The sequence below is a fragment of the Anaeromonas gelatinilytica genome (genome assembly GCF_016820635.1).
In the GTDB taxonomy this organism is placed as follows: Bacteria; Bacillota; Clostridia; order Tissierellales; family SIT17; genus Anaeromonas; species Anaeromonas gelatinilytica.
Genome location: NZ_WSFU01000078.1, coordinates 1 through 24,901 on the forward strand (window position 1 = coordinate 1; position 24,901 = coordinate 24,901).

Annotated in this window: 25 protein-coding genes and 1 other RNA gene; 4 read left to right on the forward strand and 22 right to left on the reverse strand. The window is 28.0% G+C overall.

Translation table 11 applies throughout. The features are described from left to right. Positions 1-256: 256 nt before the first annotated feature. The 3 genes from GOQ29_RS06105 to GOQ29_RS06115 form a co-directional block, all read right to left on the reverse strand. Complete coding sequence (locus GOQ29_RS06105; protein WP_203371762.1) at positions 257-550, reverse strand: hypothetical protein; 294 nt, start codon at positions 548-550, stop codon at positions 257-259. A gap of 30 nt (positions 551-580) precedes the next feature. Further along, positions 581-886: a hypothetical protein gene (locus GOQ29_RS06110; RefSeq protein ID WP_203371763.1), complete on the reverse strand. Its 306-nt coding sequence runs from the start codon at positions 884-886 to the stop codon at positions 581-583. 358 nt (positions 887-1,244) lie between these two features. Continuing rightward, positions 1,245-2,660 carry a hypothetical protein gene (locus GOQ29_RS06115; RefSeq protein WP_203371764.1) on the reverse strand — a complete coding sequence of 472 codons (1,416 nt, stop codon included), beginning with the start codon at positions 2,658-2,660 and terminating at the stop codon, positions 1,245-1,247. A 152-nt stretch (positions 2,661-2,812) separates the two neighbouring features. On the opposite strand from GOQ29_RS06115, the gene GOQ29_RS06120 reads away from it, so the two are divergent. Then, entirely contained in the window at positions 2,813-3,721 is a 909-nt protein-coding gene (locus tag GOQ29_RS06120; RefSeq protein ID WP_203371765.1) for a selenium metabolism-associated LysR family transcriptional regulator, read from the forward strand. Between the two features lie 22 nt (positions 3,722-3,743). Here GOQ29_RS06120 and GOQ29_RS06125 read toward each other — a convergent pair whose 3' ends face one another. The 12 genes from GOQ29_RS06125 to GOQ29_RS06180 all read right to left on the reverse strand — a co-directional run bounded on the left by GOQ29_RS06125 (position 3,744) and on the right by GOQ29_RS06180 (position 14,907). After that, complete coding sequence (locus GOQ29_RS06125; protein WP_203371766.1) at positions 3,744-5,171, reverse strand: aminopeptidase; 1,428 nt, start codon at positions 5,169-5,171, stop codon at positions 3,744-3,746. Between the two features lie 122 nt (positions 5,172-5,293). Further along, complete coding sequence (locus tag GOQ29_RS06130; protein ID WP_203371767.1) at positions 5,294-5,944, reverse strand: response regulator; 651 nt, start codon at positions 5,942-5,944, stop codon at positions 5,294-5,296. Continuing rightward, complete coding sequence (locus GOQ29_RS06135; RefSeq protein ID WP_203371768.1) at positions 5,937-7,115, reverse strand: sensor histidine kinase; 1,179 nt, start codon at positions 7,113-7,115, stop codon at positions 5,937-5,939. The genes GOQ29_RS06130 and GOQ29_RS06135 overlap by 8 nt, the downstream gene beginning before the upstream one ends. 40 nt (positions 7,116-7,155) lie before the next feature. Beyond that, on the reverse strand, positions 7,156-7,623 hold the full coding sequence (locus GOQ29_RS06140; protein ID WP_203371769.1) for a chemotaxis protein CheW: 468 nt from the start codon (positions 7,621-7,623) through the stop codon (positions 7,156-7,158). A 129-nt stretch (positions 7,624-7,752) separates the two neighbouring features. After that, positions 7,753-7,923 (reverse strand): DUF896 domain-containing protein, encoded by a 171-nt coding sequence (locus GOQ29_RS06145; protein ID WP_203371770.1) that lies wholly within the window; start codon positions 7,921-7,923, stop codon positions 7,753-7,755. 69 nt (positions 7,924-7,992) lie between these two features. Then, complete coding sequence (gene hutH / locus GOQ29_RS06150) at positions 7,993-9,519, reverse strand: histidine ammonia-lyase (RefSeq protein WP_203371771.1); 1,527 nt, start codon at positions 9,517-9,519, stop codon at positions 7,993-7,995. Between the two features lie 120 nt (positions 9,520-9,639). Then, positions 9,640-10,200 carry an RNA 2',3'-cyclic phosphodiesterase gene (gene thpR, locus GOQ29_RS06155; protein ID WP_203371772.1) on the reverse strand — a complete coding sequence of 187 codons (561 nt, stop codon included), beginning with the start codon at positions 10,198-10,200 and terminating at the stop codon, positions 9,640-9,642. A gap of 17 nt (positions 10,201-10,217) precedes the next feature. Then, on the reverse strand, positions 10,218-11,216 hold the full coding sequence (locus tag GOQ29_RS06160) for a LacI family DNA-binding transcriptional regulator (RefSeq protein WP_203371773.1): 999 nt from the start codon (positions 11,214-11,216) through the stop codon (positions 10,218-10,220). A 239-nt stretch (positions 11,217-11,455) separates the two neighbouring features. Further along, positions 11,456-11,875, reverse strand: coding sequence for a MarR family winged helix-turn-helix transcriptional regulator (locus GOQ29_RS06165; protein WP_203371774.1), 420 nt, complete (start codon positions 11,873-11,875; stop codon positions 11,456-11,458). A gap of 94 nt (positions 11,876-11,969) precedes the next feature. After that, the gene (locus tag GOQ29_RS06170; RefSeq protein ID WP_203371775.1) at positions 11,970-12,875 is read right to left on the reverse strand and encodes a YegS/Rv2252/BmrU family lipid kinase; all 906 of its coding nucleotides are present in this window, start codon (positions 12,873-12,875) and stop codon (positions 11,970-11,972) included. Positions 12,876-12,948: 73 nt separating this feature from the next. Then, positions 12,949-14,586 (reverse strand): hypothetical protein, encoded by a 1,638-nt coding sequence (locus GOQ29_RS06175; RefSeq protein WP_203371776.1) that lies wholly within the window; start codon positions 14,584-14,586, stop codon positions 12,949-12,951. Positions 14,587-14,700: 114 nt separating this feature from the next. Then, complete coding sequence (locus GOQ29_RS06180; RefSeq protein ID WP_203371777.1) at positions 14,701-14,907, reverse strand: hypothetical protein; 207 nt, start codon at positions 14,905-14,907, stop codon at positions 14,701-14,703. Positions 14,908-15,042: 135 nt separating this feature from the next. Here GOQ29_RS06180 and GOQ29_RS06185 point away from each other — a divergent pair, with 135 nt between their 5' ends. Both GOQ29_RS06185 and GOQ29_RS06190 read left to right on the forward strand, forming a co-directional pair. After that, a complete protein-coding gene (locus tag GOQ29_RS06185; protein WP_203371778.1) occupies positions 15,043-16,797 on the forward strand; it encodes an ABC transporter ATP-binding protein in 1,755 nt (584 codons plus the stop codon). Between the two features lie 11 nt (positions 16,798-16,808). After that, positions 16,809-18,905: an ABC transporter ATP-binding protein gene (locus tag GOQ29_RS06190; RefSeq protein WP_203371779.1), complete on the forward strand. Its 2,097-nt coding sequence runs from the start codon at positions 16,809-16,811 to the stop codon at positions 18,903-18,905. Between the two features lie 16 nt (positions 18,906-18,921). On the opposite strand, the gene GOQ29_RS06195 is transcribed toward GOQ29_RS06190, so the two are convergent. Next, entirely contained in the window at positions 18,922-19,164 is a 243-nt protein-coding gene (locus tag GOQ29_RS06195; protein ID WP_203371780.1) for a hypothetical protein, read from the reverse strand. 132 nt (positions 19,165-19,296) lie between these two features. Here GOQ29_RS06195 and GOQ29_RS06200 point away from each other — a divergent pair, with 132 nt between their 5' ends. After that, positions 19,297-20,856, forward strand: coding sequence for a putative polysaccharide biosynthesis protein (locus GOQ29_RS06200; protein WP_203371781.1), 1,560 nt, complete (start codon positions 19,297-19,299; stop codon positions 20,854-20,856). Positions 20,857-21,059: 203 nt separating this feature from the next. Here the strand turns inward: GOQ29_RS06200 and ssrS are convergent. The 6 genes from ssrS to GOQ29_RS06230 form a co-directional block, all read right to left on the reverse strand. Next, positions 21,060-21,236, reverse strand: a non-coding RNA gene (gene ssrS / locus GOQ29_RS06205) — 6S RNA. 179 nt (positions 21,237-21,415) lie between these two features. Then, entirely contained in the window at positions 21,416-21,646 is a 231-nt protein-coding gene (locus GOQ29_RS14600; RefSeq protein ID WP_252187533.1) for a hypothetical protein, read from the reverse strand. A gap of 238 nt (positions 21,647-21,884) precedes the next feature. Next, a complete protein-coding gene (locus GOQ29_RS06215) occupies positions 21,885-22,628 on the reverse strand; it encodes an ABC transporter permease (protein WP_203371782.1) in 744 nt (247 codons plus the stop codon). Continuing rightward, complete coding sequence (locus GOQ29_RS06220) at positions 22,625-23,347, reverse strand: ABC transporter ATP-binding protein (protein WP_203371783.1); 723 nt, start codon at positions 23,345-23,347, stop codon at positions 22,625-22,627. The genes GOQ29_RS06215 and GOQ29_RS06220 overlap by 4 nt, the downstream gene beginning before the upstream one ends. Before the next feature lie 72 nt (positions 23,348-23,419). Continuing rightward, entirely contained in the window at positions 23,420-24,160 is a 741-nt protein-coding gene (locus GOQ29_RS06225; protein WP_203371784.1) for a MerR family transcriptional regulator, read from the reverse strand. Positions 24,161-24,679: 519 nt separating this feature from the next. Continuing rightward, the gene (locus tag GOQ29_RS06230) at positions 24,680-24,856 is read right to left on the reverse strand and encodes a hypothetical protein (protein ID WP_203371785.1); all 177 of its coding nucleotides are present in this window, start codon (positions 24,854-24,856) and stop codon (positions 24,680-24,682) included. Positions 24,857-24,901: the final 45 nt, after the last annotated feature.

Genomic DNA, 24,901 nt, shown 5'->3' on the forward strand with positions numbered 1-24,901 from the left:
TTTTTCATTATATAATTTTTTCCATGTCAAACTGTAATTATTTCTTTAATGCAACACTAGAACTATCAAGAGTCTTTTGAAATATACGTTTGTTTAGTTATAATTTTTATACTTCCTATAGCAGCTATAGTCATTATTAAGATTCCAATTAACGCGGTCCAAAATACAAGCACAAACTCACTTTCTTTTTGATTTTATCTTAAAACATACTATGAGAAATATTATGTATATATTGATTGATATCTTTTAAACTGATCTAAAAAAAATTATATTGATCCATAGCAATAACAAACATTAAAACTAACATACAAAATTTATTAATTTTTAGCATTTCTTTTCTCCAAATAATGAATGCTAAAATGGAAAATATGTCAACAATAATACTGACTGACATCATAATTTTTGAAGCAGTTAAGTCATTAATCTTAGCATTCCTCATCATATATTCTAAAATCATTGTAAAAAGCAAGTAAAAAGCTACAATTAGAAAATAATTCTTATGAGGTATGTTAATAAAAAATTTTTCTACCTTTGTCATCAATGATCTCATAAACTTTCACCTTCTATCATTAATACCTTACTAAGGTAGAACCTTGTAAGCTTTAGGACTTCTATAAGTTTTTCGCCAAAAACAATATTTCTTTCCACGTTGCATTTTACATCTTCGAGTATTATAAATCTTTAAAGTAATACCACCTCTTGGGTATCTATGTGCTAATTCACTGGCTACTAAATCTCCAAATGTTGTCAAAACAACTACTAATACAGTTGTTTTGGCACCAATTACACCATAATAAGCTAAAATAGCTGAAGCCATCGTAGCAGCTTTTGCTGTTTGTCCAGCAATATGAGCAATAGTTTTATAGCTTATTCGCTTGGTACCCAAATAAACATCACCACTTGCACGTGACCTTACTGTATTAATTTCAGCATCAAGAGAAATAGTTTCACCTGTTATGCTAGATAAAAAGTTCCATTTGCTTCATCTGTGTCCAAATTTTTTAATTCTGTTATAATTTTATTCTCATTTTCTAAAAATCCTTTTCCCGGCTATTATTGTAACAAATATTACTAATATTGTAAAACTATAATATAATCATACTTGAATTTAATCTCTTTTCAAAGAATGAAAAGTACAACAAAGGGAAATAACAATATATATCCATTTTACTTATATATTAATATTATATACAAAAATGAACTCTTAAGAGTTCATTTTTTATTTCACAATAAAATTTAAAACATTATATTAAAATCATAGACACTATTGTTGTAACTATCAACCCTATAACTACAGGTTTCAAATTTCTTCTAGCTAAATCAAAAGGACTTACACCACATATCCCTGCTGCAGGTATTAATGCCCAAGGTACTAATGTTCCTCCTCCAACCCATATAGCTGCTACTTGCCCTAAAGCAGTTAATGTTGCTGCTCCTCTTCCAATTGCTGTTGCAAATAATCTAGCCACTGAACCGGCTAATGATATTCCTGAAAATCCAGAACCATCTAGTCCTGTTATAGCACCTACTGCTGTTAATGTAACTGAACCTATTCCAGCATTTAATGGTACAGCTTGAGCTAATGCTAACCCTAAATCGTTAACAAGCCCAGTGGAATTTACAGGTAATACTTCTCCAAATACTGATACAAATCCCATATCTCCCATATAAAAAAAAGCTGCTATAGGAATTACTGGACCAAAAACTTCAAACCCAAACTTGAAACCTTTTATCAAAAATTCGGTAATTTGTTCTAAACCTTTATCTTTATAAGTAAACATTGAAATTAAAATCAATATAAATATAGATGTGCCACCTACTAAAGCTGTTGCATTCCCCCCTTGTAAATTTGCTTTAATCATGATAATTACATCTAAAACAAATAATATTGGTATACAAATAGAAAATATTTTTTTTGCTCTCTTTGATAATATACTTTTTACTATTTCCCCTTTTGTTCCATCTTCATTTGAATATAAAGTCATACCTACATCTTTTTTATCTATTTTTAATTTCCCATTTTTCATATCTTTTTTCAAAAATATAAATGCTGAAACTGTAGTTACTATACCCATAGTAGCTACAAGTGGTATACTAGCACTTATAACTTCTCCTACTGGTAATCCAGCAGCATCGGCAGTTAACTTAGGGGCCCCTTGAATTATAAAATCACTAGATAATGCAATTCCATGGCCAAATAAATTCATTGCCATTGCTACTCCTATGGCTGGTAACCCAGCCTTTATAGCCACAGGTAATAATACAGCTCCAATTAAAGCTACAGATGGAGATGGCCAAAAAAACCAGGATATTACCATCATAAATATTCCTATTATCCAATAAGCTAATGTTGGAGTTTTTATAAATCTAGTAAATGGTAATATCATAAATTCATTTATCCCTGTTGATTCTAAGACTTTACTCATACCATAAATAATAGAAATAATAAGTATCGTTCCTAAAAGTTCTGTAATAGCATATACCATACTATTAAAAACACCAAGTACTGCCTCAGATATAGACGAAGTTGCCACAAGACCTAAAATAAATATTCCTATTATACATGTTAATGTAGTATCTCTTTTTTTTATCATAACCCCCACTATAATTAAAATGAAAATCAAATAAATCCAATGAAGTGAATTTAAAGTAACTGACATAGACTTCCCTCCCATAATCTATAAGTTTATATCAGTTTATGCTTATTTATGTTCTTTGTGAGAATTATATTTTTTCTTAATACTATTTTTAATTGACAATAAAATGCAAGTCAAATATCATATAAATATATACTTAGAAAGTGGTGATTAATTTGGATTTTAGACAATTAGAAACCTTTGTAGAAGTAATTAATTCTAAAAGTTTTTCAAAAGCTGCCAATAAATTATTTTTAACTCAACCTACTGTTACAAGCCATATACAAAATCTAGAAAAAGAATTAAATATATCCCTATTAAATAGATCTAATAAAAATATCTCTCCTACAAGTGGTGGAAAAATACTTTATAATTATGCTCAAGATATTATCAATATGAGAGATATGGCTCAATTCAAACTTGGAAAATACAAAGGTCAAATAGAAGGAACTTTAGAAATTGCATCTAGTACTATTCCTAAACAATACATATTACCTCATATATTAAAAAGTTTCTTTTCAAAATATCCTAATATAACTTTAAATATACTACATAACAATTCAAAAGGAGTAATAAATGACATAATGGATAATAGAATAGATTTTGGTATTGTTGGAGCTAAATATAATAATAGACATCTAAAATACATAGAATTAATTGAAGATAATTTAATTTTAATAGCTCCTAAAAATAATAATCTTTCTAATTCAAAAAAATTAACTATTGATTTAGTAAGAAAAGAAAATATGATTCTAAGACACCAAGGATCTGGCTCACGCTTATTATTAGAAAAGGCCTTACATGATATAAATGATTCCATAAAATCCTTCAACGTAGTTATAACTACTGAAAGTAATGAAACCATAAAAAAATTTGTAGAATTAGGAATAGGTGTTAGTTTTATATCTGAATTAGCAGTAAAAAAAGAATTAGAAAATGATGTATTTAAAGGGTATAATATACCTGAATTAAATCTTAACCGCAAATTTTACTTTGTGTACCATGAAAATAGATATCTATCTCCCTTAGCAGAAACCTTCAAGAATTTTGTTACGAACTGGATAAATAAAAGAGTCGAACTATAAATTTATAGTTCGACTCTTTTATTTATGCTTTATAAAAAGCTCTATATCCCTTATATGTCATATATACATCAGCTTTACTTACTACTTCATAAGGTGCATGCATACTCAATACTGGAACCCCACAGTCTACAACTTCCATACCATAATTAGCTAACGTATATGCGATGGTGCCACCACCACCCTGGTCTACTTTTCCTAACTCACCCATTTGCCATATAACATTATTTTCATTAAATATTCTTCTAACATCACTTATATATTCGGAGTTAGCGTCATTACTTCCATTTTTACCTCCTGCACCAGTATATTTCACTAAAGTTATACCTTTATTTATAAAAGGTGCATTCCTCTTATCTAATACATCTGGATAATTTGGATCAAATCCTGCAGATACATCAGCAGATAATACTCTTGAATTTAATAATGTTCTCTTTAGTAATAACTCATTATAATTTTCTTTTGCCAAAGCCACTACCTCGGCAGTAGTATTTTCAAAAAATCTTGAATTCATACCTGTATTACCATAACTTCCTATTTCCTCTTTATCTGCAAATAATGCTACTGCTGTTCTTCTTGGCTTATCTACGTCTAATATAGCTCTAAGACTTGTATAGGCACATACTCTATCATCATGCCCATAAGATGTTATAAGACTTCTATCTAATCCAACGTCCCTTGATTTACCTGCAGGAACAGCTTCAAACTCAGCAGTTGTAAAATCTTCCTCTGTAATATCATATTTTTCATTTAATACTTTTAATATATTCAACTTTATTTTATCACTTAAATCCTTTTCATTATAAGGTATACTTCCTATAATAATATTCAATCCTTCTCCAGTAATTCCTTCTCCTAATTTCTTAATCGTTTGATCTTTTGCTAGATGAGGCAGTAAATCTGTAATCATAAATACAGGATCATTATCATCTTCTCCAATGGAAACATTTATTTTTTTACCATTATTTTTTACTATTACCCCATGTAAAGCTAGTGGTAAAGAAACCCATTGATATTTTTTAATTCCACCATAATAATGAGTTTTTAATAATGCTAATTCTGAATCCTCATATAAAGGAAATTGTTTTAAATCTATTCGAGGAGCATCTATATGTGATCCTACAATATTTATTCCCTTAGTTATATCTTCTTCTCCAATAACATACATAATAACTGACTTATCTTTATTGTTAGAATACACTTTAGTTCCTGGAACCAATTTTTCACCTTTTTCTATAAGTTTATCTAACTCTATGTAGTCATTTTTTTTCGCTATTTTAATTATCTCTTCTGCAGCTAATCTTTCAGTCTTGGAATTATCTAAAAACTTCTTATACTCATCTCCAAATTCAAATATTTTTTTCCCTTCCTTTTCATCAATTACATCCCAAATATTCTCCCATTTATGGGTTAATTTTTCTTGTAACTTTTTCCCTTGAGATTTTTCTACCATATCCATCCCTCCACTTTATTATCTAAATAATATAATATAAGTTAATTTAAATTGTGTCAATATTTTCTAAACTTTCACATAATACTATATATATCTTTATTCTTATAGACAACAACATATATTTATATTTTCTTAATATTATTTTTATAAGCGAATATAGCAGCCTGTATTCTATCATTAACTTCTATTTTTTTAAATATATTTGATACATGATTTTTAACAGTCTTTTCACTAATATATAACTTAGCCCCTATCTCTCTATTATTTAATCCTTCAGCAATAAGAGTTATTACCTCATATTCTCTTTTAGTTAAAGAAGATTTCTTAGATTCTTCCTTAGTAATATTAGAATCAGATTCTCTTACTAATAAAGGAGCTAGACTAGGTTGTATATAAGTTTTTCCTTGATATACATCTTTTATTGACTTAACTAAAGTATCTGAATCCGAATCTTTAAGAACATATCCATCTACTCCCATATTGATTGTTCTCATTAAATATTCTCTATCATCATGAATAGTTAAAACTATTATTTTAGACTCACACCCTATATCTTTTAACCTTCTTAAAGCTTCTATACCATTTATCTTAGGCATATTTATATCTAATAAAATAACATCTGGTTTTTTATCTATAGCCTTTAAAATAGTATCTTCACCATCTGATGCTTCACATATTACCTTTATATTTTCTTCTAACTCTAAAATTTGCCTTAATCCTTGTCTCATCAACGAATGATCGTCGGCAATCATTATTGAAATAATACTATTCATTGAGATCATCCTTTCTGTTATTTGGTAGTATAAGTACTATTTTTGTTCCTTTTCCTATTGAAGATTTTATTCCGAAAATGCCACCTAATAATTTAGCTCTCTCTTCCATTCCCATTAATCCAAATCCACAATCAATATCATCATTATATTTTTTAAGCGTATCCATTTCAAAACCTTTTCCATCATCTTTTATAATTAATTTTAATCTTGCTTCATTTACTTGAATTAATATAGAAGCTTGAGTAGCTTCTGCATGTTTTTTTATATTATTTAACGATTCCTGTACTATCCTAAAAACAGAAAGCTGTACATATGAATTCATTTTTGATTCCAGCTCTAATACATCCACATTTACTTCTATACCAGTTTCTTTATGAAATTCTTCTCCATATCTTCGTATAGTAGGAACTAATCCTAAATCATCTAATGACATAGGACGTAAATCATAAATTATTTTCCTAATATCTTTTAAACTTTCTCTTACAAGACTCTTTAACTCTTTTAGTTCCTTTAAAGCTTTATTTTTATCAATAGATATCATTTTTTCACTTATTTGAGTCTTAAGTACAACATTAGCTAAAGACTGAGCTGGTCCATCATGAATATCTCTAGCAACTCTCTGTCTCTCATTTTCCTGTGCTTTTATCACTTTAATACCTAAAAGTTGCTTTTTATTTAACTCATCAAATGTTTCAATAATTTCATCAAAGTCACCATTTAGATACTCTAAAGCTATTCTCACTTGTGATATCAATTTTTCAGCTCTTTCAAGATTCTCATGATTAACTTTTAATCTTCTCTCTAAATCATTTCTTTGCAATATAATATCTTTTTCTTCTTTTCTTTTTATTATTAATTCAACTCTAAGATTATTTGCCTTTTCATAGGCTCTTTTAATATCTTCCTCAGAATAATCTTTAAAGTTCTTACTAACATCTGCTAACTTTTTTCTACTTTTCATTTCTTCTAATTCTAATTTATCCACTTCTTTTATCAATACTTTAGTTTTGCTATTAATCTCACTAAGTTTATAATTTGATTTTTCACATTCATTTCTAGTATTTTCAGATATTTGAAATATTTCCTTTTTACTATTCTCAATAGCTTCTATAGTTTTATATAATATTTCATTCATCTTCTGTCCTGTTAATGTTTCTTTCAGAATTACCACCTCATATTTCCAGATAAAAATAACAAAAATTTATAAAATTTTATTGATTATCATTAAAATCCATTACCTCAATTTCTTTCTTTTCTACTTCTGTTAATACTTTTTCTAAATTAATAAGTAAAATTAATCTATCTTCTTTTTTCCCTACTCCAGTAATATATTCACTATCCACGCTGGTTATTATATTTGGAGTATTTTCTATATCTTCCTCATTAAACATTATAGTTTGTGAAGCTTCATCCACAACAAATCCTACTTGTTTATCGTTAATATTTATAATGACTAACCTAGTATTTTTATCAATATTTAATTCATTTAATTTAAATCTTTTCTTTAAATTAACTATTGGTATAACATCACCTCTATAATTAACAATCCCTTCGATAAAATCTGGACAATTAGGTACTTTCATTGGTTCTTGATAAGTTCCTATTTCTTTTACATTCATTATGTCTATACCATATTCTTCATTATCTAATTTAAAAACTACAAATTGTTTTTCTGACATACTTATTCCTCCTATTGTATTACAATTTTTTTCATATTACTTACTTATTCTACAAATTTTTAATTAATCCTTTTATTCTATGTAAAAAACATAAAATAATCTCTCAAAAAAAAGACTAAGAAAACTTTCTTAGTCTACTATTTCAATTGAATCAAGTTGCTTTTTAAAATTATTCCTAAATTTTTTTAGGTATTCTTCTCTTAATTTTTTTTGCTCAGCCTTTTCCGATAATGATAGCCCTTCTTTTTTTGATTTTCTAGCTAATTCATTTATTCTATCAATTTTATCTTTAGATAGCATATTTACACTCCTCTAATACTCAATAAATATATTTTAATTCATATTTAAAAAAATTTCAAGTATCTCTTTCTATAATTTTCTATTAAGACTATATTCTATATCCTTTATTATATCTTCTGATATAATAATTTTTTGAACCCTATTTATATCTTTATACATTATTCTATCTTCTTCTACTTTTTTAACTTCTTCCCTAACCTTTTCATACAAAATTCTACTTCCTTCTCCTAATCCTAAATTATTTCTTAAATCAATTGCTTGACAAGCAGTTAAGAGCTCCATAGATAATATCTTTCTTGTATTTTCCAATACTTCTCTAGCTTTTCTTGCCCCTATAGTTCCCATAGACACATGATCTTCTTGATTAGCTGAAGATGGAATAGAATCTACACTAGAAGGATGACAAAGAATCTTGTTTTCTGAAACTAATGAAGCTGCCGAATATTGAACAATCATAAACCCAGAATTAAGACCTCCCTTTTCTACTAAAAATGCAGGTAAATTACTTAAAGTCGGATTTACTAACCTTTCTAATCTTCTTTCCGATACATTTCCTAATTCACTTATAGCTATAGATAAAAAATCAAAACTTAATGCCATAGGTTGACCATGAAAATTCCCACCGGATATCACAACACTATCTTCAGAAAAAATTAATGGATTATCAGTAGCAGAGTTTATTTCTATTTCTATTTTGCTTTTTACATATTCTATTGCATCTTTAGTTGCACCATGAATTTGAGGTATACATCTTAAAGTATATGCATCTTGAACTCTTATCTCTCCTTGTTCAGTTGTCATATTACTGTTCTTAAGTATTTCTAATAAATTCTCTGCTGTCTTTATTTGTCCTTTATGAGGTCTTACTGAATGGACTTTCTTATCATAAGCAGTTATAATTCCATTTAAACCTTCAATAGTCAAAGCAGCTATTACATCAGCAACTTTTGACAGATTAATTGCATCATATAAAGTTAAAGCCCCTATAGCAGTCATTACCTGTGTTCCATTTATAAGAGCTAATCCCTCCTTAGAAGTTAATTCGATAGTCTCAATATCAGCCGCTTTCATGCCTTGACTTGCTGACATTCTTTTCCCTCTATAAAATACTTCTCCTTCACCTATCATAGGCAATACCATATGAGATAATGGTGCTAAATCACCACTAGCTCCTAAAGAACCCTTTTCTGGTATTACAGGATGCACTCCTTTATTTAACATTTCAATTAATGTATTTACAGTAGAGTACCTTATACCAGAATAACCCTTTGCTAAAGCATTAGCTCTTAGTAACATTATTGCCCTTACAATTTCTTCATCCAATGGATTCCCTACTCCACAAGAATGACTCATAATTAAATTTTTTTGCAATATTTTTGATTTATCTTTGGATATAAATATATCACTAAATTTACCAAAACCTGTTGTTATTCCATATACTATCTTTTCCTCATTTACAAAATCATCTACTATCTTTCTTGAATTATTAATCTTTTTTACTGCAGTCTCAGATAACTTAACTAATTGATTTTTTCTTGCAACTTTCACTACATCATCAATAGTCAAATTGTTACCATCTATAATTATATTTTTCACGAGTATCACCCCTATTCTATTTCTTATTTTTATATATTCAATATCTTCTTATTATTTTCCTCTAATATTTCGAAAAATTAAAATTATTGAACAATTTTAATTATAATTAAAAGACTATGCTTAATCACAGTCTTTTAATGGAAAAACTTCTACTGGTGTATATACTCTTTTATTATCTATTTGCTCACTTTTAAAAAGAATTAATTTATCTAATTTGAAAGGTTTATTTAATTCATTTTTTATATTCTCATTTATTTCATATATTCTATTTTCAAAAACAATTCTTCTTCCTAATGTTATATGGGGTATATATTTCTTTTTTTCCTTATGAAATCCTATAACTTCAAGATTAGTATCAATCTTGTTTTTCATTTCATAAATTTTTTCTGTTTCTCCTTTTAAATCTAAATACAATACTCTTAACACATCTTTTCCTCTAAAATATCCTAAATTAGTATATTTTAATTTTATATTTAAACTTTTTCTTGCTATTTCTCTTAATTTCTTTTTTATTTCCTCTAAATTATCTATAGAAGTTATACCTAAATATTTTAAAGTTAGATGAAAATTATCAATATAGACCCAACTTCCCTTTGATGCACTGGTTTTTAAATATTTTTGTATATTACCCAGATTTTTTTTGGTCTTCTTATCAAAATCTAAAGCTATGAAAGTTTTCAATCTCTACACCTCAAATTCTATATTTTAATAGAACTATCTCTTTGCTGTATTAAATAAGGCAATTTAATATGTTTTTCTCCCACATCTTCTTTTCCTAATGTTTTTATTATTTTTCTTATTGCTACTGCTCCTATATCATAAAAAGGCTCTTTCACAGTTGTAAGTTTAGGTCTTATTAAAGATGCAATAGAAATATCTCCAAATCCTGCAATAGAAATATCTTCTGGGACATTCAAATTATTATCATAACAATAATTTAATACTCCTATAGCTATTTCATCATAACCACAAAATAAGGCTGTCAATTTATCTTTTTCTATTGAATCATTCAATGCCTTATATCCATGAGCTATATTTGTACCTTTAGTTTCATATATTAATGATGAATCTAATTTCATTTCCTCCATAGCTCTTCTATATCCTTCATATTTTTCTATTTGGGTTGAACTTTCATCTTCCAAAAATCCAACAAAGCCAATATTCTCATGTCCCAATTTTATAAGATACTTAGTAAGTTCATAAGCAGCAAAATAATAATCTATACTTACTGTAGGATATTTATCTGAATTAGAATATCTACTTAAATATACAAAAGGAATATCATATTCATCTATTCTCTCATCAATTTCATCACTTAAAGTATCAGATATTAAAATCATTCCTTCTACTTGTTTAGTATTAAGAAGTTGAATATATTTTAATTCTTCTTCCTTATCTCCATATGTACTACACAGTAATATATCATAATTATACATCTTACCCACTTCTTCAATACCCCTTACCATATCTGCGACATAAGAATCAGCTAAATCTGTAATTATTACTCCGATTAAATAAGATTTCTTAGTTACCAGAGTTCTAGCTACTTCATTAGGTTTATATCCTACTTCTTTTATAACTTCTAATACTTTTCTTTTTACTTCTGGACTTACAGGTTTTGAATCATTTACAACTCTAGATACAGTAGATATAGATACTCCTGCAAGCCTTGCTACATCTTTTATAGTTATAGCCATTTTTTCACCTCCAAAAAAATTAAATAAGTGCAAAAATAATATTGGAAATTTTATCAACAAAATTATAAGTATTATAATCAGATTCCTTTTCTTTTATTGGAACCAATAACTGTATTATACCCTTCATCATTCCATTATTTATTATAGGAACAATTATAACTGATTGTCAATTAGGATTAACCATTAGATTATCTATCTTATTTATTTGTTTTCAATCTATTAAATATTCTCCAATTTTATTATTTCATAACTTTATATAATTTAAACAAACTTTCAGCTAAAGATTCTTTTTCTTTATCACTAAAATCTATTAGTTTCTCCAAAAGATATGCTTGACGTCTAACTAATACATCTTCTACTAATTGATGTCCTTTTTCTTCTGCTTTAACTCTTACTACTCTTCTATCTTTATCATCTTTAAATCTACTTACTAGATCATTTTTTTCCATTCTATCAACTAAATCAGTTATTGTACTACAAGCTAATGCCATTTTATTACTTAATTCTCCAATAGTTAACCCTTCTGAAGATGCTAAAAATTGTAATGCTACAAATTGAGGAGTAGTAATACTAAAATCTTTCAGTATTTCTCTGCCTTTTTTTCTAATTATATAATCAATTTCTCTTAGATTCTTCTCAATATCAACTACTAATTCCATAATAAGCCTCCAATTATTAACTTTATTTAAAATAATACCCTTGTTTTGCTTATAAGTCAATATTTTTGAAGTTTAATAAAGACAGAAGATAAGCTTAGTCTTCTGTCTTTACTACAAATAAAGGTAGTACTTTAGATAAGACATTAATATTTACTGGCAACTGTCCTGCTAATTCTCCATCAACATCTACTTGTATTTCCTTTTCAGATAAATTTTCAATCTTTAAATTATTAGTTTTGAAATATTTAACTTTAGGACTATTAACATGCTCTCCGGAGTATAGTTTTACAAATATCGTTAGAAGTTCTTGAAAATCAGCCTTTTTTATTACTATGCAATCTAATAATCCATCTTCTATTTCCGCTGTCGGAGATAATTTTTTAAACCCACCTACAGATTTACCATTAGATATTATAAATAAAAATACCTCTTCTTCAGTTGTATATTCATCACTGGTAATTCTAACTTTTATCGGTTCAAATATCTTTTTTGGTATTTCCTTTATACCTTCAATATAATATGCCATTCTTCCCAAAATAGTTTTATATTCCGAGGGTACAGTATGAGCTACATTAGTTAATAATCCGCCAGCTGCTACATTTATAAAAAATTTATCATTACAAGAACCCATATCTACATATGTAATATTCCAATCTTCTATCATTTTTACAAAATCATTAACCCCTTTAGGAATTTTCATATAATTAGCAAAGTCATTAACCGTTCCTGCAGCTAATATAGCTATTGGTAATTTTTTAGATGAAAGTGCAATTCCTGACACGACTTCGTTAACCGTACCATCTCCACCACAAACAATTATTGCATCCCAATTTTGTTTGCATGTTTCAATAGTTTCTGTTAATGCATCATCCTTTTCTTTAGTAGCATATTTCCCGATTACATATCCTTTATTTAATAAATTTAATATAATATCATCCATTTTTTTCTGTACTATTTGCCTACCAGATGATGGATTATAAATAAATTTTAATCTCTTCATTTTCATTTCCTCCTATAACATAATTCATATATTAATATGTTCTAAGATAGGATAATAATTAAAATAAAGGGATCTATATCAATTTTCCTACCATTAAAAACGGAGCATATAATATATTATTTAAATAAATATCCATTACTATAAATACTAATGATAATATAAAATAAGAAACTTCAATATTATTTTTACTAATTTCTTTACTAAATACATATAATACAATTCCTGACAATAAATTAATTACAATAGGAATGAGTATTTGGTATGATTTATTAAATAAAATTTCAGGGTAATAATAGCCATTTCCTACTTCATAATACAAAAAATTGTGAGCTATTATATTTATTATAATATAAATTCCTATAATAATACCTGCTTTAATTTTATCATTTTCACTATCCTTTTTTAAATATACTATATAAAGAATAGCTATTGGTACCAACAACATAACCATCAAAATAAATCCCCTTAATAATGTATAAGACATAGCTATAAGAGGTGATGGTATACTCCTGATTAATGAACTTTTATAATATGAAATATTGTCTCTATCTCTATTAATAAACTCATCACTAGTTCCAATAAAATTTAATTTACTCCCTTTGGTTATTATATCCTTATACGTCATAAATACATTATCTTTGATTTGCGATATCTGGACTTCATTTGAATATCTTTGAGTAGTAGATATAAATTCTACTCCCTTAATATTACCATTTTTCTCCATAGTAAAATCAAAAATATCATTAACTTTAGTATATTTATTATCATAGTTTAAGCCAGAACCTACTATATGTAATTCATTATTAACAATATAAGTTTCTATATCTGATTCTAAATTACCGATTTTATACATTGAATGATCTATCTTTTTATTTTCTATTTCAAATGTATCAAAGTCTATAATAGAATATTCTATATCATTACTTTGTATCCCTTGATAATTTAAATTCAATATATATGTAATTATAATCTTTTCATCTAAATAGTCAATATTAAAATCTTTAATTTTATATCCTGTATTATTATTTACTTCTCTTATCACAAGTTCTGACTCTTCATTATTAGTTGGAATCATGATTAACTTCTCATTACCATATCCATCATTAGAAATTGAAAATATGTATTCTTTATTATTAATTTTTTGATAAAAAGCATCTTTCAAGTCTAAATCATTTTTTACTTCATATATATTTTTAACCTGAGTATTATCCAATTCAAAAACTCTAATATTTTCTTCATTTATTGTAGTTATAATAATATTCTCTTTATTTCTTTCAACATTCATATTATCTACATTTTTAATTATTTTTTTAGTATTAGTAAATTTATTATCATTCAATTCGGTAAAATAAACATCATCTTCATATAGATATATCAATTTATTTTCCACTAACTTGATATCATTAACTTTAATATTAATATAGTTATCTAATTGAGTAGAGCCATTTTCTTTTAATTTTCCATTAATATCTAATATTTGAAAATTTAATAAATTTTCATCTTCTATGGTCACACTTAAAAGTTCATCATCTATATTTGATAAAAAATTCTTCTCTTTTTCATCAAGCTCCTTTAGTTCTAATTCATCTCCCCACTTATCAGTATATTCTAATTGTTGAATTTTCAAATGATTAATAAAATGTATTAGAGATATTATTATAATTAATATAATTACTATTGATATTGTCTTAATATAGTTTTTCTTCCCCATAGTGCCCCTCCTCAATGTCTTAGTATTATATTATTATACCATCATTCTTAATTTTTTTAATATTTAAAAAATTAATTTTTTGAAATAAATAATGAGAAGGATTAATCCTTCTCATTATTTATTTCTATTATTATTCTTCTCCATATTATCTAATATAGCCTGTAATCTACGTGCTTGCATTCCAGATTCTTCTGCAAACATCTTAAAGGTTTCACCTATTTCTGTATCTCTAATATTCTTAGAAAATGATTCATAATCTCTAACCATCTCCTGTGTATCTAATAATTTCTTTTTAATAATATCTTTTTCACTCATATCCATAATATCACCTCCATTGAATATATTTTTCGCATTTTAATAGAATATTATGAAAAATTCCATCTTTTATTTTAATTATATAGTGGTATAATGTTTAGAGAAACGAAATTATTTTTTTATAAAATTTGGAGGTATTCCATGGGACATTTTAAAACATTGAAAAAATTCTTTATAGAGCATAAAAAAAATTACTTTTTAGGTGTTATGTGGTTAATTATTGTGGATATATTACAATTAATTATCCCCCAAATTCTAAGAACGGTTACTGATCTATTAGAATCCAATAGTTTATCTACAGATGATTTATTAAAATATGCATTTTTAATAATCTTAACTGGAATAGGAATAGGTTCTGGAAGATATTTTTGGAGAATACATATACAAGGCACTGCTAGAAAACTTGAATACTATTTAAGAAACAAATTATTTTCTCATTTACAATCTTTATCTACAAGCTATTTCAATGTTCATAAAACTGGAGACCTTATGGCTCATGCTACCAATGATATTAATGCTGTAAGAATGGCTTTAGGTATGGGAATTGTTATGATTACTGATGCAATCTTCATAACATTAGCTGCCCTATTCATGATGATTAAGACAACAAATCTTATTTTAACTATTCTTGCAATGTTTCCTCTTCCATTTCTAGCCTATACTGTCCAAAGATTAGGTAAAGTTATACATAAAAGATTCAAATTTGTACAAGAGTCTTTTTCAGATTTATCAGATAGAGCTCAAGAAAATTTTGCTGGTGTAAGAGTAGTTAAATCTTTTGTTCAAGAAAAAGAAGAAATCAAGAAATTCAAAAAAGTTAATCAAGAAAATTTTAATAAAAACATGAATCTTGTTAAAATCTCAGGATTTTTACGTCCTTTTGTACAATTTATATCTGCATTAAGCTACCTAATTGTTATTTGGTATGGAGGAATTCTAGTAATAGAAAACACTATATCTTTAGGTGATTTCGTAGCTTTTAATAGCTATTTATCTCTATTAGTCTGGCCTATGATGGCTATAGGACATGTTATCAATATTCTTCAAAGAGGAGCGGCTTCCATGGCTCGTATTAATACTATTTTATTTAAAAAACCAGAAATAATAGAATCAAAAAATGCTATTTATGATAAAACAAATATCAATGGAAATATTCACTTTAAAAATGTCTCTTTTAAATATCCTAATACAGAAGAATATGCCTTGAAAAATATTAATTTAAAAATTCCTAAGGGAAACACATTAGGCATTGTTGGAAAAACCGGAAGTGGAAAGACAACTCTAGTAAATCTTCTTTTACGATTATATGATATTACTGAAGGAGATATTTATATTGATAACTTACCAATAAAGCAAATACCTATTAAAACATTAAGAGAAAATATTGGATATGCCTCTCAAGATAATTTTTTATTTTCTAATACAATATCAGAAAATATTGCTTTTGCCTTTGATGAAAATATAGATAAAAGTAAAATATATAATGCAGCTAAAATATCAGAAATATATGATAATATAATAGAATTTCCAAGAGGTTTTGATACCGCTCTTGGCGAAAGAGGTGTTACATTATCCGGTGGTCAAAGACAAAGAACTGCATTAGCTAGAGCAATAATAAAAGAACCAAGTATTTTGATTCTGGACGATAGTTTATCAGCTGTAGATACTCAAACAGAAGAAAAGATACTAAACAATTTAAAAAGAGTTATGACAAACAGGACAAACATCTTAATTGCCCATAGAATATCAACAGTAAAAAATGCTGATCATATTATTGTACTTGACAATGGTAAAATAATAGAAAGTGGTTCTCATGATGATTTAATAAATAATCAAAATTTATATTATAGCATTTATCAAAAACAATTATTAGAAGAAAAAATACAAAACATATAAGGAGGGATATCGTGTCGAATATACATGCAGAAGAAAAACTTACAAAATCTTATGATTCTCAACTTATGAAAAGACTATTATCCTATGCAAAACCATATTGGAAATTTCTTTTAATTTCTATATTATTATTAATGTTTGTAACTCTAACTGATTTAGCCAGGCCCTATATAATTCAAATTGCAATAGATGATCATATTTCTATAGTGAATAAACCATTATATGTTTACAATATTAACGAAAGTCCTGTTGCTGGTATTCAATTTCAAGGAAAAGAATATGTAAGAAAATCTATGTTAGAAAATGAAGGTTTTTCTTTGAATCAAAATAACATTAATACTTTAATAAAAAAAGATAATAATTATTATTTAGTAGATGGTGATATATCAGAAGACATAAATGATTATAAAATTTTAAACAACGATGACCAATTACAAATTTTAGCAGGAGAAATTACCTATAATGCTAGGCTTCTTTCAAATGAAGAATATAAAGAATTTAGAAGTTATGATATATCAAAATTAAATAAGTTAGGAATCATATATTTTACTATAATCATAATTGGTTTTATATTCAATTATATACAAGTATACATACTTAATTATACTAGTAAAAAAATAATTTATAATATTCGCCAAGAAATTTTCTCTCATATTCAAAATTTATCTTTAAAATTCTTCGATAATAATCCTGTAGGCCGTTTAGTAACAAGAGTTACAAATGATACAGAAAAACTAAATGAAATGTATACGGAAGTATTAGTAAATTTATTTAAAGATATTTTTATGTTAATTGGAATTATAATAGTAATGTTAAAAATGAACCTTAAATTAGCATTAATGAGTTTTATAGTAATTCCTTTTATTCTTATTGCTTCAATAATTTTTAGAATTAAAATAAGGAAAATATATAGATTAGTTAGAGTTAGACTAGCTAGAATAAATTCTACGTTAAACGAAAATATAACCGGAATGAATACTGTTCATATATTCGCTAAAGAAAATAAAAAATTTAAAGAATTTAATAATATTAATCAAAGTTATTTTGATGCATCAAAACAAGAAATCAAACTTTTTGCTTTATATCGTCCTTCAATAGAAATTATAAGATCTCTTGGAATAGCTCTAATAGTGTATTATGGTGGAGGAAATGCTATTTCAGGAATTGTTGAATTTGGTGTATTATTTGCATTTATTAATTATTTACAAAAATTCTTCCAACCTATTATGGAACTTACTGAAAAATTTAATATATTACAAGCTGCCATGGCATCTTCAGAAAGAATATTTCAAATTCTCGATAAAAAAGAAGATATTAAAAACATTAATTCACCTAAAATTTTGAATAAATTTAAAGGTAAAATAGAATTCAAAAATGTTTGGTTTGCTTATGAAGAAAATAATTGGGTTTTAAAAAATGTAAGCTTTACCATCAATCCAGGAGAATCTGTTGCTTTTGTAGGTGCAACAGGTGCTGGTAAATCATCTATAATTAATTTAATTGGCAGGTTTTATGATATAAAAAAAGGTGAAATATTAATAGATGATATCAATATAAAAAAAATTGACAAATATTCACTCAGAAAAAGAATTGGCATAGTATTACAAGATGTATTCTTATTTACAGGAGATATTAAAGAAAATATTCGATTAAATAAAAAAAACATATCTTTAGATGAAATAAAGAAAGCATCAAAACATGTGAACGCAGATACTTTTATATCAAATCTTCCTAGAAAATATGATGAACCCGTTATGGAAAGAGGGGCAACTCTTTCATCTGGACAAAAACAACTATTAGCATTTGCAAGGGCATTGTCATACGATCCTGATATATTAATATTAGATGAAGCAACATCTAATATAGACACTGAAACAGAAACTTTAATACAGGATGCTCTATTAAAATTAATCAAAGGGAGAACTTCTATTGCTGTTGCTCATAGGCTTTCTACCATTCAACATTCAGATAAAATAATAGTTCTTCACAAGGGAGAAATTGTAGAAATAGGAAATCATAATGAGCTTCTTAAAAAAGGTGGTATGTATTATGATTTATACAGATTACAATATAAAGAAGATTTTACAAACATAGATTCTATAAACCTATAATTCAAAAGGGTGAATATCATATATTCACCCTCTGTACTTCAACTCTTCTATCCTTACCACACTTTTCACATTTAAACAGATGAACACACTTATCATATGGAGCTCCATCTACCTTTTGAGTAATATCATTAGATAAATAGGGACTATAATCATCCAAATAATTCACTATAGCGCCTTCATCAACCATTTTACCTCCACAATAACTACATTCCTCTATTTCTTCTTTTATTCCATTACATAAAGGACAAACCATATCCATTACTAATACATCACCTTTTTAATTTTTAATATTATAATTACAACAATATAAATATTTTATTCGTAAATTTATTTTTAAATGATTATACATTTTTTTAGTATCTATAGAATAATTATTTAAAGAGGTGATCTCTTGAATAAAAGAAATTTCATATATGGATCAATTATATTAGCTATGGTAAATTTCCTAGTAAGAATCATGGGATTTGGATACAAAATCATCTTATCTAAATTAATAGGTCCTAGTGGTATAGGATTATTTCAATTAGTCCTTCCTATATTATCATTATTTATTACTATTACCACTGCTGGAATGCCTATAGCTGTTACAAAATTAGTTGTCAAAGAAGAATCTAAAAATAATTCATGCGGAAGTATAAAGATATTAAAAACTGCTCTTTTAATTGCAATTTCACTCTCTATTATACTTAGTGCAGTACTATTATTTTCCGCTAATTATATCAGTACAAATATTTTAAAAAACAAAGATATATTATATTCTTTATATTTTTTAATTCCCGCAATATGTATAATTTCTATATCAGGAATCATAAGAGGATATTTTTATGGATTAAAGAAAATGACAATATCAGGAATTGCTCAAATTATCGAACAGATATCCCGAATAGTCTTTGTCATACTTTATTTATACTATTCTTATCCTGTAGATTCTAAATGGGGAGCATTTATAGCCATTGTTGGGATTAGCTTTGGGGAGCTTTTTGGACTTTTTTGGTTATTATTTAATTATAGTATTTTAAAAGTAAAGAAAAGAAAAAAAAGAAAAAACTTCAATACATTATCATTATCTTATATAATACGTAACTTATTCTTTATTGCTATACCTATAACAATATCAAGACTTATTAATGTTATATTTCAATTAATGAATTCAATATTAATTCCTCAACGTTTAATAATGGCTGGATATAGTCATAAAGAAGCAGTAGAAATATTTGGAAGAGTGCTAGGAATGACTATACCTCTAATATTCCTACCATTTATTGTAACCTCAGCTTTAGTAATAAATATTATACCAAATATATCAGAATTAACTTATAATAATAAGATAAAAGAAATAGAAAACGATGCTTCACTATGTATAAGGCTAACTTTACTAATTGCAATTCCAATTACTTATATATATATTGCTTATTCAGCACCTTTAGGAGAATTCATTTATAATGATCCTTTGGTAGGAAAATATTTAGGAATCTTAGGTTATAGTACTATTTTTCTGTCACTACATCATACGTTATCAGGAATATTACATGGTTTAAATAAACAAATACAAGTTACTATAAATTATATAATAGGTATGACTTTTCAAATATTAGCTATATTTTTTCTAGTTTCAAATTCTAAATATGGAATATATGGATACTTCATTGGCTTTTTAACTTCAGCCTTTATTATATGTACATTAGATTTTATAACTTTAAAAAAATATATTAATTTTAAAATAAACTTAATAGACTATATTATAAAGCCTTTATTATCATCAGCTATAATGATCCAATTTCTAAAACTAAGTGATAATCTAATATACTATACCGAAGGAATTAATATCATTTTACATTTTTTCATATATATATTATCATTCTGTTTATACTTTTTATTATTAATAATTACTAAAAGTTTACCTTTAAAAATAATTCTAAATACACTTCCAAAATACAAAAAAAGCGGATAAAAAACATATCCGCGTAACTCAAGGAAGCCTAATTTCCCTGAACACCCTTCTAATACGGTAGGGGATTCCATCCCCTACAACCCTATTTTTTATTGTCTTCCAATATTTTCTGTGATTATTAAATTTTGTATTCAACAATAGTCTAAATAAACTTCCCTAGATAATAAAAAAACGCATAATTAAACCCTTAAGCTATGCTTAAGGGTCTACCCACGATGCCGTCATGCTCGTTAATTCATACCCGCTACTCTCGCAGGTGGGTGTCCTGCCAATAATTTCTGATGTCCTTTAGAAGGCTTACCATACATTATCAGACTCCAAACTCCCATATTATTTATGTCGGTTGAATTAAAGAGATTTTACGAACATCCCAGGAATACTTCTTTAATTAAATTATACTACAAAACATTCAATAATTAAACCATTAATTTATTCCTTATTATTTTCTGTTATCAGTATGATTTACATCTAATAAAAATATTACTCGAAATCAGGTTGTCTGGCAACCGGCACGTGAGTTCGAATCCCACTTCTTCCGCCAACAACAAACCCGCGTAAATCAGGGGTTTACGCGGGTTTTCTTATGCCTTTTTGCGGTGCCCGGTTTCGCTGCTTTTCTTTTTCTCATTTTTTGCCGCTTCTTTACCGCTTTTTTCTTCTCCTGCGTCAAGCTTTTACGGCTGTAATGTCTTATAATAGGTTTCAAGTACAGTTTTTTCTTTCGTTCAAGCCAAACGTTAACATACTGCGCCGTAACCGCTTCACTATTGATTGAAATACCAAGCAACATACCTATACCTTTCAAGGTATGTGTCAATATTTTGCCAACGGTATAAAAGTCGCCTGTCAGGTGATTGAATTAAAACGATAGCAAAAAAAAAGAGCCGACAACCGTGATTTATCTCACGAGTTATCGGCTCTGCGTCTTTGCATCTGGCTCTTTGATAACTGATATATTATGCTGTTTTACATTAACAATATTTTTCTTGCTTGCACTTTGAACAATATACATTCCGTATTATCCAAATCTATTCCCATTTGAAAAACTTTAGAGAAACAGCAATGCAGATAACAGCAAGAGCAGACATAACAATAATAGGTACTAAGACACTGTCAACTGCCAAGCCTAAAGAAGCAGCTTTAAGGAGTTTTATTCCCTGCGTCAGCGGTAAAATATCTGCAAGCTTTTGAAGTGCTGTGGGCATGACTTCATACGGCAGCGTCGCCCCGGAAAATATGAGCATGGGGAAATACAATACGCTTGCAATTACACTAGCTATTTTAATATTCGGAGCTATACCGCCTACCATCATTCCAATGCTGAACATGGATAGTATTACTAAAATATAACCTCCCAAGAAATGAAGTAGCGAGCCTTGAAGCTGATAACCAAAAAATATTGTTGCGGCAAGATACAGCAGTATCAGCGATACAACGGCATACAGCGTGTAGATAACAACTTGCACCAGTAAAATTATTGATGGACTAACTGGCGTTACCTTAAAACGCTTCAATATTTTCTTGTTGCGGTAGTCTGACACAACTAATGGCAAGCCCATTACACCGCCCGCACAAATTGAGATTGTGGCAAGCGCACCGAAAGATTGTTCTAAAAAACTATATTCCGCACCCTCAAACGCTGGCTTGTTTCCGTAGATGATATCAAGAATGACTAACACCACAAGGGGCACACAAATTGCAAAGATGAACATATCCATTCCTCGTAGCGAGAGCTTCAATTCTGTTTTTAACATTGTCCTAAAAGTTCTCATTCTTGTCCCTCCTCGTCTGTGTACCAAAGATACGCGTCCTCAAATTTATCATAGGGGCTTGCGCTGATAGCTTCGGATATCATACCGTAAAATATAATTTCCCCTTGTTTCAAAATGCAAATGCAATCGCACAAGGCTTCTACCTCGTCCATAAAGTGAGAAGTTAAAAGGATAGTTAGTCCCTTTGCTTTTAGCTCAGAAAGGATTTTCCAAACGTCCCGGCGTGCTTTTGCGTCAAGTCCGGTTGTTAACTCGTCTAAAAAAACGACTTTCGGATTAGGAATGAGGGCAAGAATAATGAACAAGCGTTGCCTTTGTCCTCCCGACAGCTCTGTTACAGGGCTTTTGAGTTTATCAGAAATCCCAAACCTTTCCAGCAAATCGAGGTAATTCGCTGCTTTCCGATACAATGACGCTGTAACTTCGCAAAGCTCCGATACGGTGATTTTGTCTTGATAGTTGGCTTCTTGAAATTGAACGCCTACTTTTTCAAATAGTTTCTTTCGCTCTGCCAGTGGCTTCATTCCTAAAACAGACACTTTCCCGCTATCCGATTTTTTCGTGCCTAAAATACACTCAATCGTAGTGCTTTTTCCTGCGCCGTTAGCTCCAAGTAAACCGAATACCATACCACGACCTACAGATAAGCTAACATTTTTTACCGCAAGCAGCTTGCCATAAGATTTTGATAGCTGCTCAACTTTGATTACATCTTCCATATGGATACCTCCTTATTTGTACACAAAAAGAATACCACCAATATAAACATTGGTGGTAAAGTGGAGAGTTTATTAAAATCTGATTTTCATTTCTTGTAGTTTGTCAATCATTTTTCGGGCGTTATTTTCTGCTGCCAATAACGAAACAATCAATTTATCGCAGACAGTAATAATGTCAGCGTCCGTCTTTGGTGTGTTCAACACTTTTTTTATATCAGCATTGGGATTTTTGGATAATTGCCGTAGCATACGCAAAATTGCTTCAAGTGAATAATTGGCACATCGGAGAGAACGAATGATTTTTAATCGTTGTATGTCCTCGTCAGTATATATACGATACCCATTTTGTTTGCGTTTGACAGTCAACAAACCGTTCATTTCCCAATTTCGCAGCGCGTCCATAGAAACATTCAAATATTCCGACACTTCTTTTCGTTTTAAGAAATGTATGTTTTCTTGCATTCCGCCGGATAAAGTTTGCTGCACAATTGTAATAGCTTCTTCTGCATTAACACGCTCCTGTTGAAGTTGGTCTAAATACTCTTGTGTGAGAACAAGAGCTTTATCAAAATCTCCTTTTGCCGCTATCTTTACCATTTCAACAATTTTCTTCCGCAATCCATTTTGCAATACCTCAATTTGAAAAGCTATACGGGCAAGCTGAAATTGCTGTATATGAAAATTCGTAAAAATTCGATACCCATTTGGCTGTCGTTCCGGTTTTGGTATAAGCTCCAATTCCTCGTATAGCCGTACCGTGTTCGGGTGTATGCCAATAATGGCCGCAACTTCGGCCGTTTTATATGTGTTCATGTATATTCATCTCCATTTTTGATAAAATACTAACACAAATTTAAAGTCTGGTGTTATAGTGGAGAGTTTTATAATATCAAAGAAATCAATCCAATTCAATACGCATAATGATTTATTTAAGTCAATAGTATGATATTTATAATCATATCCCAAAGAAAGGGTGAATTTTAAAATGTAATAGGGTGAAATATTATGAAGCGACAAGTAACAGAGGACAAATGAATATCCAGAACACAATCTAATAAAAAATGAGAAACGTTGCAGCTGATACCTACCCGCAACATGGCGGCGTATCTGCGGAAAATCGCAATCGACGGCTATGTAACCTAACTTACAGACAATTTTATTACATAAAATAGATTTTGTTTTATCATATATTATATATTCATTGAATATCCTATTACTCAGCTTTATTATCAAAAGATTTTTGAATAAATTAATATATTTTTAAATATGTGGAAGTCTATGAGTAGAATTAAAATAGGGTATTTTGTCAATGTTAAAATAAGGTATTATCCTTCATATAGAATAAAAGTCATTTAGTTCTTGAGCTATATTTGATAGTATAGTAGATTGAGATATTATAATATCTAGTACTATAGCAACTAAATTATCTAAACATCTTAAAGATAAAATTATCATTTTCTCTAGAGTTTCTTTTAATTCTGTGATAATATGTTCTTGAGTGTTAATCATAGCTAATCCTCTCTATAAGTTTATTTTTTGGACAAAAAATATTTT

Coding starts and splice junctions, on each gene's coding strand:
- GOQ29_RS06145 (WP_203371770.1), bottom strand. CDS start 7,923: ATGCTATCTAAAGATAAAATTGATAGAATAAATGAATTAGCTAGAAAA.
- GOQ29_RS06195 (WP_203371780.1), bottom strand. CDS start 19,164: ATGGATATGGTTTGTCCTTTATGTAATGGAATAAAAGAAGAAATAGAG.
- GOQ29_RS06185 (WP_203371778.1), top strand. CDS start 15,043: ATGGGACATTTTAAAACATTGAAAAAATTCTTTATAGAGCATAAAAAA.
- GOQ29_RS06220 (WP_203371783.1), bottom strand. CDS start 23,347: ATGGAAGATGTAATCAAAGTTGAGCAGCTATCAAAATCTTATGGCAAG.
- GOQ29_RS06105 (WP_203371762.1), bottom strand. CDS start 550: ATGAGATCATTGATGACAAAGGTAGAAAAATTTTTTATTAACATACCT.
- GOQ29_RS06175 (WP_203371776.1), bottom strand. CDS start 14,586: ATGGGGAAGAAAAACTATATTAAGACAATATCAATAGTAATTATATTA.
- GOQ29_RS06170 (WP_203371775.1), bottom strand. CDS start 12,875: ATGAAGAGATTAAAATTTATTTATAATCCATCATCTGGTAGGCAAATA.
- GOQ29_RS06180 (WP_203371777.1), bottom strand. CDS start 14,907: ATGGATATGAGTGAAAAAGATATTATTAAAAAGAAATTATTAGATACA.
- GOQ29_RS06140 (WP_203371769.1), bottom strand. CDS start 7,623: ATGTCAGAAAAACAATTTGTAGTTTTTAAATTAGATAATGAAGAATAT.
- GOQ29_RS06115 (WP_203371764.1), bottom strand. CDS start 2,660: ATGTCAGTTACTTTAAATTCACTTCATTGGATTTATTTGATTTTCATT.
- GOQ29_RS06230 (WP_203371785.1), bottom strand. CDS start 24,856: ATGATTAACACTCAAGAACATATTATCACAGAATTAAAAGAAACTCTA.
- GOQ29_RS06160 (WP_203371773.1), bottom strand. CDS start 11,216: ATGGCTATAACTATAAAAGATGTAGCAAGGCTTGCAGGAGTATCTATA.
- GOQ29_RS06215 (WP_203371782.1), bottom strand. CDS start 22,628: ATGAGAACTTTTAGGACAATGTTAAAAACAGAATTGAAGCTCTCGCTA.
- GOQ29_RS06125 (WP_203371766.1), bottom strand. CDS start 5,171: ATGGTAGAAAAATCTCAAGGGAAAAAGTTACAAGAAAAATTAACCCAT.
- GOQ29_RS06130 (WP_203371767.1), bottom strand. CDS start 5,944: ATGAATAGTATTATTTCAATAATGATTGCCGACGATCATTCGTTGATG.
- GOQ29_RS14600 (WP_252187533.1), bottom strand. CDS start 21,646: ATGTTGCTTGGTATTTCAATCAATAGTGAAGCGGTTACGGCGCAGTAT.
- GOQ29_RS06225 (WP_203371784.1), bottom strand. CDS start 24,160: ATGAACACATATAAAACGGCCGAAGTTGCGGCCATTATTGGCATACAC.
- GOQ29_RS06165 (WP_203371774.1), bottom strand. CDS start 11,875: ATGGAATTAGTAGTTGATATTGAGAAGAATCTAAGAGAAATTGATTAT.